This is a genomic window from Myxococcus sp. AM009, from assembly GCF_013372605.1.
Classification (GTDB): domain Bacteria; phylum Myxococcota; class Myxococcia; order Myxococcales; family Myxococcaceae; genus Myxococcus; species Myxococcus vastator.
Genome location: NZ_JABXEP010000082.1, coordinates 23,119 through 35,531, shown reverse-complemented (window position 1 = coordinate 35,531; position 12,413 = coordinate 23,119). Strand labels below are relative to the sequence as shown.

General features: G+C 72.9%; 6 protein-coding genes and 1 pseudogene. 3 read left to right on the top strand and 4 right to left on the bottom strand.

Annotated features, from left to right (window positions below):
• Positions 1-325, bottom strand: a pseudogene (locus HV824_RS20900) (phospholipid-binding protein); the annotation flags it as partial.
• Positions 326-572: 247 nt separating this feature from the next.
• Here HV824_RS20900 and HV824_RS20895 point away from each other — a divergent pair.
• The 3 genes from HV824_RS20895 to HV824_RS20885 are packed head-to-tail and all read left to right on the top strand — an operon-like array spanning position 573 to position 6,722.
• Complete coding sequence (locus tag HV824_RS20895) at positions 573-2,951, top strand: FdhF/YdeP family oxidoreductase (protein ID WP_176415130.1); 2,379 nt, start codon at positions 573-575, stop codon at positions 2,949-2,951.
• Positions 2,952-2,966: 15 nt separating this feature from the next.
• A complete protein-coding gene (locus HV824_RS20890) occupies positions 2,967-5,285 on the top strand; it encodes a hypothetical protein (protein WP_176415129.1) in 2,319 nt (772 codons plus the stop codon).
• A 57-nt stretch (positions 5,286-5,342) separates the two neighbouring features.
• The gene (locus tag HV824_RS20885) at positions 5,343-6,722 is read left to right on the top strand and encodes a sigma 54-interacting transcriptional regulator (protein WP_176424045.1); all 1,380 of its coding nucleotides are present in this window, start codon (positions 5,343-5,345) and stop codon (positions 6,720-6,722) included.
• A gap of 5 nt (positions 6,723-6,727) precedes the next feature.
• On the opposite strand, the gene HV824_RS20880 is transcribed toward HV824_RS20885, so the two are convergent.
• From HV824_RS20880 to HV824_RS20870, 3 genes are all read right to left on the bottom strand, one after another.
• Positions 6,728-8,059, bottom strand: coding sequence for a serine/threonine-protein kinase (locus HV824_RS20880; protein ID WP_176415127.1), 1,332 nt, complete (start codon positions 8,057-8,059; stop codon positions 6,728-6,730).
• An 80-nt stretch (positions 8,060-8,139) separates the two neighbouring features.
• The gene (locus tag HV824_RS20875; RefSeq protein ID WP_368738087.1) at positions 8,140-11,907 is read right to left on the bottom strand and encodes a protein kinase; all 3,768 of its coding nucleotides are present in this window, start codon (positions 11,905-11,907) and stop codon (positions 8,140-8,142) included.
• 146 nt (positions 11,908-12,053) lie between these two features.
• Positions 12,054-12,260 carry a helix-turn-helix domain-containing protein gene (locus HV824_RS20870; RefSeq protein ID WP_237078560.1) on the bottom strand — a complete coding sequence of 69 codons (207 nt, stop codon included), beginning with the start codon at positions 12,258-12,260 and terminating at the stop codon, positions 12,054-12,056.
• Positions 12,261-12,413: the final 153 nt, after the last annotated feature.

Sequence of the window (12,413 nt, the reverse complement as noted above, 5' to 3'; positions counted from 1 at the left end):
GGTAGGGCGGCTCCAGGCGCCAGTCCTCCGCGACGTCGCGGAACGTGCCGCTCGGGCTGTAGCCGGGCCGTCTGGCGATGCGCTCCGGGTCGAACTGCCGGGCGCGGCGGTCCAGCTCCCGGTCCAGGTCGAAGTCGCGGCCCTGGTCCAGGGCGCGTGGGTCCCGCTCGAAGTCGGGCCCGCGCTCGTAGCCGTGCTCGTCCCATTCCGGGGCGCGGGCCCGGGTGCCCCTCGGGTGGGTGGGTTCGTCCTCCCAGTCCCTCGAGGGCCGCTGCTCCCGCGCCTTGTCTCCCCATCGCCGGTCGTCATCGCGCCTGCCGTTCATCTGCTGGCCTCCTCGCGTCATGCGTTTGCCCAGGGCGTGTCTCCTGACGTTCTGGACCGCGAACGTTCCTGGCAACGCAGACAGGTCCCGCCAGGGGCTCGGCCGGGCATGGGGGCCCCGGAGTGGCCGCCGCACGCCGGGGGAGGTGCCAGGCGTTCCATGAACATTCCCGCGCGCCCAGGGCGCGGTAGAGTCCACAGCCGCGACCGGCCAGCCAGCCGGCCGCGCGACGCCTGGAGGGAGTGCCATGGACGACGGGAGCCGGAACGCACAGGGGCCTGGCGCGCAAGCGTCGTCCGTGCTCACGAAGGCAACGCCCCGCGCCCAGCCGCCCGAGGAGGCCCGTGGCCCTTCCGTGGGGCCCGTCGCGACGGTGGCGTGCGGCTTCCCCGCGATCATCTCCGCCCTGCGACACGTCTACGGCGAGATGGACGCGGTGCGCGGGACGAAGCTGCTGCTCAAGGTGAACCAGAAGGAGGGCTTCGACTGCCCCGGCTGTGCGTGGCCGGACCCGGGACACCGCTCCATGGCGGAGTTCTGTGAGAACGGCGCCAAGGCCGTGGCGGAAGAGGCCATGTCCGCGCGGGTGACGCCGGAGTTCTTCCGCCAGTGGAGCGTGGTGGACCTCTCGCTCCAGACGGACCATTGGCTGGGCAAGCAGGGCCGGCTGACGCACCCCATGGTGCTCCGCGAGGGGGCCACCCACTACGAGCCTGTGTCCTGGGACGAAGCCTTCGCGCTGGTGGCCGAGGAGCTCAACGCGCTCGACACGCCGGACGCCGCGAGCTTCTACACCTCCGGGCGCACCAGCAACGAGGCGGCGTTCCTCTACCAGCTCTTCGTGCGGCAGTTCGGCACCAACAACCTGCCGGACTGCTCGAACATGTGCCACGAGTCGAGCGGCTCCGCCCTCAACGAGACGGTGGGTATCGGCAAGGGCACCGTCACGCTGGAGGACTTCGACCACGCGGACGCCATCTTCGTCATCGGGCAGAACCCGGGGACGAACCATCCGCGCATGTTGTCGTCGCTCGAGGCCGCCGCGCGCCGGGGCTGCCAGATTGTCAGCGTCAACCCGCTGCCGGAGACGGGGCTCAACCGCTTCAAGCACCCGCAGGACGTGCTGCGCCTCATCGGGCCGGGGACGGCGCTCAACACCCTGTTCGTCCAGGTCCGCATCAACGGCGACGCCGCGCTGCTGCAGGGCATGGCCAAGGCGCTGTTCGAGCTGGAGGACGCGAACCCCGGCTCGGTGGTGGCCAAGGGCTTCATCGACGACAAGACGCTGGGCTTCGAGGCCTACGCGGCTCACATGCGCGCGGTGAAGTGGGAGGACGTGGAGGAGGGCAGCGGGGTGCCGCGCGCGCAGGTCCTGGCGGCTGCGGAAATCCTCGCGCGCTCCGAGCGCACCATCTTCTGCTGGGCCATGGGGCTGACGCAGCATCGCAACGGCGTGGCGTGCATCCAGGAGATCGTCAACCTGACGCTGCTGCGCGGCGGTATCGGCAAGCCGGGCGCGGGCCTGTGCCCGGTGCGCGGTCACAGCAACGTGCAGGGCGACCGCACCATGGGCATCTGGGAGAAGCCGCCCGAGGCCCTGTTGACGGCGCTGTCGCGGGAGTTCGACTTCGAGCCGCCGCGCCGCCACGGCATGGACGTGGTGGACACGCTGCTCGCCATGCAGGACGGCCGGGTGAAGGTGTTCTTCGCGCTCGGTGGCAACTTCCTGTCCGCCACGCCGGACACGGAGTTCACCGCCGAGGCGCTGCGCCGCACGCGCCTCACCGTCCACGTGTCCACCAAGCTCAACCGCTCGCACCTGGTCCACGGACGGCGGGCGCTCATCCTCCCGTGCCTGGGCCGCACCGAGCGCGACGTGCAGGCCGCCGGGGCCCAGTTCGTCACCGTGGAGAACTCCATGGGCGTGGTGTCGTCTTCGCGGGGCTCGGTGGCGCCCGCGTCGGAGCACCTGCTCAGCGAGCCCGTCATCGTCGCCCGGCTGGCGACGGCGGTGCTGGGGGCGCGCTCGCGCGTGCCCTGGCTGGCGCTGGTGGAGGACTACGACCGCATCCGTGAGCACATTGCGCGCGTCATCCCCGGCTTCGACGACTTCAACCGCCGCGTGCGGGCGCCGGGCGGCTTCGCGCTACCCAACGGTCCGCGCGAGGGGCGCTTCACCACGAAGAGCGGCAAGGCGCACTTCACGGTGCACGCGCTGCGGCCAATCGCCCTGGAGCCGGGACAGCTCCTGATGATGACGCTGCGCACGCATGACCAGTTCAACACCACGGTGTACGGGTTGGACGACCGCTACCGCGGCATCCGAAATGGCCGCCGGGTGGTGTTGCTGCATCCCGCCGACATGAAGGCGCGGGGGCTGGCCGCGGACCAGCTCGTCGACCTGCGGAGCCACTTCGAGGGTGAGACTCGTCTGGCGAGCGGCTTCCGCGTGGTGCCGTACAACATCCCGCGCGGGTGCGCGGCCACCTACTTCCCCGAGGCCAACGTCCTCGTCCCCGTGAACAGCTTCGCGGAGAAGAGCCGCACGCCCACGTCGAAGTCGGTGGTCATCAGCATCACCCCGGCCGGAGAGTCGCGGGCCCTGCCCGTTGGCGCGGTGGCATGAGGCGCGTGAGAGAGCATGCAACCCGTCATTGAAACCGGGTGGCCGGAGTCGCTCCGGTCCCTCTATGAGACAGTGACGGGGACGCCCGCGGCGGAGGCCATGGCCGCGTCCACCCAGTGGCGCGAGTCCTTCGCGAGCTGGGTGAAAGGCGCCTCGCTGGACGAGCGCACCCTGGCGCAGGCCGCCGCCTGGAGCCGACTGGACGAGGGCGAGCGGACCTTCGGCGAGCTGTTGTTCCTGCTCTCCTCGTGCAGTGAGCTGCTGTGGCCCTACGCCGCGCCGCCCCGGGGCCTGCTGCCGCGCTTGATGGCGCGGCAGGAGACGATGCTGGCGGCGTTGCTGGAAGTGGGGGACGCGGACACGGCGGCGCGGGTGCGGCGTGAGACGGAGGCCACCATCACCACGGTGCTGACGCGCATCCTGAAGCGGCACCCGGACGCGCTCCAGTCCCTCGTCGGCGACGCGCCGTGTACCTTCGACGGCCGGGCCTTGCGCTTCCACGGCGCGGTGGAGGTGGACCTGCGTCAGGTGCTGGGCACCGGCGCGAAGTCCGTCGCGCTGCTGGAGCAGCTGCGCGCGCTGATGCCCGCGACGGCGGCGGACGGGCGCGACCGGTTGGCGGAGTTCATCCGGACGCGGGCCGCGCGGCTGCCGTGGCGGGAAGCGTCGGAGGTCCTGGCCGAGCGGCTCTTCGCGCTGGCGACGTCGCCGGGGGGCCGCGGCGGCATGAGCGGCTTCCTGGCGTGTTACCCCGGGGGACGCAAGGAGCCGGACTGGTGCGCCCGGGCGGGGCTGCTGCTGTCGCGCACGCTGGAGGCCGGCGGTCCTCCCGAAGTGGTGGAGAACCTGTGCGAGCTGCTGGCGCGCTTCGACGCGCCACCGGTGGACGGCCTGCGCGGGGCGCTGGGCGCGCTGGTGAACGGCGACTTCGAGGCGTCGGCGGACCTGGGCCCCGCGCGCTTCGTGCTCGACCACTGCCAGGCCACGCTGCGCAAGGGCGAGCCGGGGCTGGTGCTCACGCTGCTGTGGCTGGAGGAGCGGTTGTTCCGCGCCTCCGTGCGCAAGGGCGCGCCGGATGCTTTCGAGCGCCGCAAGCGCGCGCTGTCGAAGCTCAAGCCAGGGGCGCCGGGCTTCGACCCGCTCCACTGGCTGGCGGAGGAGTGCGCCGAGCTGTGGCCTCGCTTCATGCCCGGCGCCGTGCGGCCCGGTCTGGACGAGCTGGCGGCGTGGCGTCAGGAGGTCGCCGACCGCGTGGGGCGCAAGCCCGTGCTGCGCAAGGCGGCCATCGAGTTCTTCCTCTGGTGCGCTCCGGATGCCGCGTCATCCGAGGCGGAGCTCACGGTGCTGGCGCTGGTCCGCACCGCGACCGACCGGCGTCAGGTGAAGCGACTGAAGGAGCACCCGTCGTCGCGCGTTCGCCTCCGCGTCCGGACGCTCCAGTCCTGGTTCCAGGGCCCGCCGGCGAAGGGCAAGCCGGGCGCTCCCGTGGAGCCTTCGCGGGACTCGGGCCCCGCGACGTTGACGGAGGCGCTGCGGCACCTGCATGTGACTCGGGCGGTGCCGCTCGGCGGGCGGACCTGGCTGCGTGACCGGGACCTGGAGGAGCTGCTGCTGGGCGCCTTGGGCCGCGTGGAGGCGGAGTTCTCCTCGCGCTATCCGGAGCGCTTCCGCGAGGACACCGGGGCGCTGGCGGCGGAGCTGCTCAACGCGCTGAGCGCCGAGCTGGCGCGAGTGAAGGCGGACGTGGCCGCGCTGATGGCCCAGGGGCAGCCCACGCCGTTCGAGCTGTCGATGACGGTCCGGCGCCGTGAGCCAGCGCCCGAGCCCGTGCCTGTCCCGGTGGACGGCGAGGCGGCTCCGGACGCCGTCCCTCAGCCTTTGGCCGCCGCGCGACCTGGGGTGGAGGTGGCGTTCGTCCTGGACGTGGCGGTGGGCGACTTCCTGCGCACGCGGCGCGTGGTGTCCGTGCAGGTGGTGAAGCTCGAGCAGCGCGGAGAAGGCCAGTGGCTGCCCGCCTTCCGGCTGGGCCGCGAGCACCTGGACGCGCAGTTGCTGCGGACCGATGCCGCGTTCTGCCTGTTCCTGACGCCTCCGTTTCCTCGGGCCGAGTGCTGGGTGGTGCCGTCGCGCACGGTGCGCGCGCTGATGGAGTCGCAGCGCTCGCTGTCGGGCGTGCCGCGAGACGGGGTGCAGCGCGTGGCGCGCTCGCTGTCCCACTGGCTGCTGGGCGACCTCGTCGGGCTGTGGACGGGGGACGAACGGCCGGCGTCGCTTGCCCGGCTGTCCAGCGCGGAGGACGGGCCGGACTTCGTCGTCGAATGGGGCCTCGGGTAGGTCAAGTGGCCACACGGCCCTCTGGCGCGACGTGCTCGGTGATAGCGTTCGGTCCTTATGAGTCACACCGAGCGACCCCAGGGGGCGGGCCGTCCAGCCGAGGGGCCTGATTCCGTCCAGCAGACGCGGCCCACGGGGACAGGAAGGCCTGGGACCACGGGCGCTGTGCGCCGCTTCCGCTTCACCGTCCTCGAAGGTCCCCAGCAGGGGCAGTCCAAGGACAGCAACGCGGACACGTTCTCCATCGGCTCGCATGGGCTCAATGACTTCGTCATCGAGGAGCCCACCGTCTCGCGCTTCCACTGCGAGGTGAAGGTCGACCACGACGGCGCCCGCCTGAGGGACTTGGACAGCCGGAACGGCACCGTGCTCGACGGCGTCCACGTGCGCGACGCGTACCTTCGTGGCGGCAGCATCCTGCGCCTGGGCCGAGTGAGCGTCCGGTTCGACTTCAGCCCGGAGACGAACCGGCTGCTCATCTCCGAGCGCACGACGTTCGGTGAGCTGGTCGGCGCGTCCCCCGTGACGCGCGCCAGCTTCGCCCTCATGGAGCGCGCCGCCGCGAGCGACGCGACGGTGTTGCTGGAGGGGGAGACGGGCACGGGCAAGAGCCGCGCGGCCTTCGCCATCCATCAGACCAGCGCCCGGGCCTCGGGGCCTTTCCTCACCGTGGACTGCGGCGCCATCCCCGGCAACCTGCTGGAGAGCGAGCTGTTCGGCCACGAGAAGGGCTCCTTCACCGGTGCCATCCAGCGCCGCGTGGGCGCCTTCGAGGAGGCGGACGGCGGCACCATCTTCCTGGATGAGATTGGCGAGCTGCCCGCGGAGCTGCAGCCGAAGCTGCTGCGCGTCCTGGAGAACAGGGAGATTCGCCGGCTGGGCGCCAACGGGTACCAACCCGTCAACGTGCGCGTCATCGCCGCCACGCACCGGGACCTGCGCGCCGAGGTGAACGCGGCGCGCTTCCGCTCCGACTTGTTCTTCCGCATCGCGGTGGTGCGCATCATCATCCCCGCGCTGCGGGAGCGGCCCGAGGACATCCCCCTCATCGCGGAGCGAATCCTCACCGCCTTCGGGGCCGGCGCCGAGCAGCTCGCGGCGCTGAGCACGCCGGAGTTCATCGCGCAGCTCCAGCACGCCGCGTGGCCGGGGAACGTGCGCGAGCTGCGCAACCACCTGGAGCGGTGCCTCGTCTTCCAGGACGCCATGCCGCCGGACGCCGACGAGGTGAGCGCGCAAGCGGTGCTGCGCAGCCTGGTGGACCCGAAGCAGCCCTACGCGGAGGCCCGCCGCCGCGCGCTGGAGGTCTTCGAGCGCGAGTACCTGGATGCGCTCCTCAAGCTCCACGGCGGCAAGGTGTCCCAGGCCGCCACCGCCGCGGACATGGACCGCGTGTACCTGTACCGCCTGCTGCGCCGGCACCGGCTGCGGACGTAGCGCGCTCAGCGGCTGGCGAGCGCCTCCGACAGCAGGACCTCGCCCGCCGTGCCCCCCGAAGCCCAGGACTCCAGGCGCAGCAACGCACCGCCCGCCAACCTGGGGTGGCCCTGGGCGTCCGTGCTCAGCTCACACGGGGCCGCGTGCGCGTAGACGCGGACCTCCACGCTGTCACCCGCGGCCTCGCGGGCTCGCCGCGACAGCGCGTCCGCCACCTGGCGCGCTTCCTCCAAGGTGGAGGCACGGGCTGTGAGTGCAGGAGGCAGTGCGCGCCACGCGAGCACGGCATTGCCACTCTCCATGGCGAGCGGCCAGCCACGGTTCTCCAGCTCGGTGCGCGTCGCGTCCATCGCGGCGTCCCTGGCATCCAGGTCCGCGTCGGTGGGCTCGTCCAGGGCCGCCGGGAAGCGGAGGTCCACGAAGACAGCCACGGCCCAGGGCTCATCCGGGGTGGGCGCCAGCGCCGCGCGCAGGGCATCGAGGAAGGTGGGCACGTCCGGCCAGCGGTCCCCAGGGGCCTTCGCGAGACACCGTTGGACCACGGCGTCCAGCGCTGGCGGTGCGTGCCCCCGTTCATCCAGGTGCGGCGGCGGCGCATGGAGGTGCTGCTCCTCGACCTCCACCGCGCTGGTGCCCTCGAAGGGCAGGCCTCCGGTGAGGAGCTGGTAGAGGAGCACGCCCATCGCGTACAGGTCGGTGCGTGCGTCCACGGCCTGCCCGCGAATCTGCTCGGGGGCCATGGACACGGGCGTGCCGAGCACGGCGCCGCCGGAGGTCAGGCCGGAGAGTCCCTCCGGTGGCTCCACGCGGGCGATGCCGAAGTCCACCAGCTTCACCGTGAAGCCCTCCGCCCGGGGGAGGACCATCACATTCTGCGCCTTGAGGTCCCGGTGCAGGATGCCGTGGCCATGGGCGAAGTGCAGCGCGCCGCCCAGCTCCTCCATCACCGTGAGCGCCTCCGCGAGGGAGAAGGGGCCCCGGTGCGTGAGCCACTGGTCCATGCTCTCGCCCTCCAGCCACTCCATGGCCAGCCAGGGGCGTCCGTCGCGGAGGTCGCCGTGCTCGAGCACCGCCACGATGTGGGGATGGCGCAGCGCCCGGAGCGTGTCCGCTTCCTGCTGGAAGCGGCGGAGCACGTGGGTGACGTGGTTGAGCTCGGCACGCACCACCTTCACCGCGGCGGGAGCCCGGGTGGACAGGTGCGACGCGCGATAGAGCCACGCCGTCACGCCCGCGTGGACGCATGACTCGATGACCCAGTCGCCCACCAGCGCTCCGGGTTGAAGTTCGTCTCCGTACAGGGATACGGCGTGTTCGCGTGGGGGCCCACCGGCCATGGGACGTCCCTCCGGTTCATTGGCTGCAACCCCCGGTGCTAACACGGTTCACGGCCCCGGGAGCGGGCGCGGCCGTCACGTCATGGGCTGTCGGCCGGGGCCATCAGCGCGCGGACGCGGTCCGTCCACAGCGGCGCTTCGCGTGCGGTCTCCTCGACCTCCGCGACCCGGGCCCGCAGCGTCACCAGGTCTCCGGCCTTGCGCGCCGCGCGTGCCGCCCAGACGAGTATCTCCAGCCGCTCGTCAGGCGTGGCCAACTGGCGTGAGGCTTCCACCAGCTGTGCCCAGGGCTCCGCGCCGTAGGGCAGGGCGTCTTGCGCCTCGCTCACGACGCGCCGGACCACGGACAGCATCAGCGCGTCCGGAGGTGACAGGCGCTCCCGCGTGTCCGGCTCCTCGAGCCACGCGAGCTGACGTGCGACCTCGGGCAGGTCGTCCAGCTCGCAGCACAGGCGCGCCACCAGCAGGGCATCCTGGGCCATGGACCGGGGGAAGAAGCGCTGGCTGAGCACTCCGGCCCGCCGCGCCAGGGGCAAGGCCTCCACGGCCCGGCCCTGGTAGCCGAGCAGCAGCGCGAGGTTGAAGGCGGAGGTCCGCTCAATCTGAACGTTGCCCAATTCGCGCCCCAGCGTCACCGCGCGCTCCAGGTCCGCGCGAGCGCCCGCCGCGTCCCGGCGCTGGACATGCAGCACCATCCGGTTGTTGAGGGCCACGCCCAGGTGCAGGGTGTCGCCGGTGGCCTCGCACAGGGCGATGGCTTCGTCGAAGCGGCGCGAGGCTTCGTCCAGCCGGTCGGTCCACGCCAGCATCGCGCCCAGCATGGCCAGGGCGATGGCCTCCGTCTCCGAGTCCTCCCCGGACCGCGCGGCCTCCACGGCGCGCTCCAGCGCGGGCACCGCGCCGGTGATGTCCTCCTGCCGCACGAGGACGCGCGCCTGCGCCAGGGCATGGCGCGCAGCCAGCTCCGGGGGGACGCCGTCCTTCAAGCACTGCAGGGCCTGCTCCAGCAGCGCGGTGGAGCCTGTCGCGTCGTCCTGCCAGTCCAGGGCGGTGGCTTCTTCCAACAGCAAGTCCGCCTCGCGCACCACGTCGCGGTGGGCCTCGGTCAGCAAGCGGGCGGCGCGCAGGTCCTCCACGGCGTCGTCGATGCGCTGGAGGCGGTAGCGCACGCGGCCTCGGCCCGACAGCAGCTCCAGTCGGACGGCCTCTTCGTCGCGATGCACCAGCGACAGGGCGGCCGAGTAGTGCCGCTCCGCCTCCAGGAGCCGGTGCGCGTGGCGCGCGGCCTCGGCCAGGCTCCAGTGGAGGGAGGTGGCCTGGAGGGCGTCTCCGGCGGCCTCGGCCAGCCGCGCCCTTCGGGCGGTGGGCGTGGCGGGCAGGGCGCGCAAGACGGCCGCGCAGATGCGCCGCTTCAGGGGCGGCGGGAGCAGCGCGGTGAAGGCTTCGCGCAGGGTGGTGTGCTCGAAGCGCCAGCGTCGCGGCCCTCGGGGCTCCAGCGTGCCCGCGCGTGCCAGCCGCTCCAGCGCGACGCCTGGGTCCAGCGACAGGTCCAGGGACGGGTCCGCCTCCAGGTGGGCGAGCGTGGCGGTGACTTCCTCCAGCCGCACGTCGTCTCCCAGGAGCGCCGCTATCTGGAGCAGGGCGCGCAGGCCAGGGGGCAGGGCCGCGAGGCTGCGTTCGGCGAGCCGCTCGTCCGCGCCCGGTCGTTCCGGAGCCAGCCCGTTCAGCGCGTCCGCCGCGAGGTAGCCACCCCCATCCGGACGGGTCCGGATGGCGCCCGCGCCTCGGAGGGCGCGCACCGTCTCCATCATGCGCAGCGGCGAGCCTCCGCAGCGCTCCACCAGCTCGCGCAACACGCCTTCGGCGATCAGGTCCACCGGGCGGAGCAACTGGCGAAGCAGCTCGCGCGCATCGTGTTCCGCAAGGGGAGAGAGCTCTTGCTGCGCGGCGTCTCGTGCGCGCTCGCCAAGGTAGGGCCGCAGGCTCAGCAGCCGGTGCCGGCCGGCGAGCACCACGCACAGGGGGGCGCCCTCGCCGGAGAGTGTCGCCAGCTCCAGTGCGTCCAGGGCCGTGGGGTCCAGCGTGTGCGCGTCATCGACCAGCAGGACGAGGGGCTGAGTGGCCGCCAGCCGCCACAGGTGCGCCGCGATGGCCCGCGCCACCCACTGCCTGCGCGCCGCCGGGTGCACGGAGCCCACGTCCACCGGGGGACGCGCGTCCGCGAGCAGCCGGCGCAGGGCTTCATCCGAGGGCGTCTGCGAGGGCAGGCCGAGGACGGTGGTGATGAGACTTCGCAGCCCGCTCTCGCTCGCGCTGCCTTCATCGGGGAGCGCCTCGACGAAGCGCACGGAGACGCCGGGCATGCCCTCCAGTTCGCTCCACCACGCCGTGAGCAGGCGCGTCTTTCCCAGCCCCTCTTCCGCCAGGAGGGTGCGCAGGACGGGCGAGCCCTGGGCCCGCGCGCGCGACAGGGCTTCGCGCAGCCACTGCCGTTCCGCGTCCCGGCCCAGGAGGACGTCGGGAGGTATCAGCGCGGCCCCTCGCGGCGTGCTGTGGGGCAGGTCGCCCAGGTGCGCTCGGGCGCTGGCCGTCAATGTGACGGACTCCGGGGTGAGGGTGGCGTCCGGCGATGGCCACCACCGCTCGGGTCGCTCCACCGCCGCGCCCCCCACGGTCAGCCGGCCCGCACGCTCGCGGACGCGCAGCGGCGCGGAATGAAGCGCGAGCGTCGCGTCGGGGGAGAGCGCGGCGCTGAGCACCGCTGCTGCCCGGAGCGCGGCGCGCAGCCCGGCTTCCACCGAGGCTTCGTGGGGGAACGCGAAGAGGCAGAGGCCCGGCTCCACGCGCGCGAGGAGGACGCCGCTCCCCGCGAGGTGGGCCTGCAAGGCCGGCGCATCCAGCGACGACCTCACGCCGAGGAGCGCCACCTCGTGTGTCGCTCGGTGGGTGTCGGGTGTCGCGGCGGTCGAAGGGCCTGTGCTCGTCCCAGGCGCAGCGTGGTGGGCGTGTGTCGCCGGCATGCCCTGCACAGCTCCCGCGTCCTGAAGCCCGCGCAGCTCCTCCGCCAGCGACCGCGCACTGTCACCCCGGTCCTCGGGCGCCTTGGCCAGCAGCCGCTGCACCCGTGCTTCCACCGCCGCGGGCACCGGCCACGGCGCGAGCGTCCGTAGCGCCGGAGGCCGCCGCGAGACATGCGCCTGGAGCACCGCCGCCGCCTCTCCGACAAAGGGGGGCCGCCCACACAGCAGCTCGAAGAACATGACCCCCAGCCCATACAGGTCCGCGCGCGCGTCGATGTTCCGCGCGTCCCGGCACTGCTCGGGTGACATGTACTCATGGGTCCCCAGCCGCTGCCCCGTCCGCGTGAGTCCCGGCGAAAGCCCCTCCGCCTCATCCTGGGCCGTCAGCCGCGCGAGCCCGAAGTCCAGCAGCACGAGCCGCTCGTCGGACAGCACGACGTTCTCCGGCTTCAGGTCCCGGTGCACCACGCCCGCGGCATGGACCTGGGCCAGCGCCTCCGCCAGGGCTCGCATCAGCGGCGCCGCATCAGCCCAAGGCAGGGCCCCGGCGCCCGGCAGCGTCATCAGCCGCCGAGCCAGCGTCAGGCCCTCGATGCGTTCCATGATGATGACCCGCTCACCGGCGCGCGTCGTGGCCTCGCCCAGCAGCCTCGGCACGGCGGGGGGGCCAACGCGGCGCAGGGCCTCCAGCTCCCGCCCCAGCCGTTCTCCCGCGAGCGGCTCCAACACCTTCAGCGCGACGTCCTGCCCATCCACCTCATGCCGCGCGGCGAACACCCGTCCAAACCCACCGCGCCCCAGCGGCGCTCCCAGGACGTAGCCAGCCACCTCCGGAGGCTCCGGCGAGGGGCCTGGGGCACGTGCTTCGACCGGGCCGTGGAGCGCACAGCGCTCAGCCACGCGGCGATGGCAGGTGGGGCAGCGCATGGGCGTGGGAACTCGGGGCCGGGAGCTTGGACGGCCACGCCCGGACGTCAGTCACTCATCTCCGGCAGCTCGGGCAGCACGTCCGGGTCCAGCTTCAGAATCACACACAGGCGCGTCAGGGTGGGGATGGTCGGCACCATCACCCCCCGTTCCACCCGAGCGAGCACCTCCACGGGGATTTCCAGTTGCTCGGCGACCTCCTCCATGCCGAGCCCCGCCTGCTGGCGGGCGGCTTTCAGTGCCGCTCCGAGCACCTCGGCCCTTTCCCTACGACTCGTCGTCATGGGCCGAGCATGACGCCTTCTCGCGTTCTCGTCATCCAATTCACCACATGCCGGTGCGCTGGCGCATGGCCCCGAACACTGCCCGGGGGGCGGGCGGCCGGGGCAAGCCCCCCCGGGCGTCGG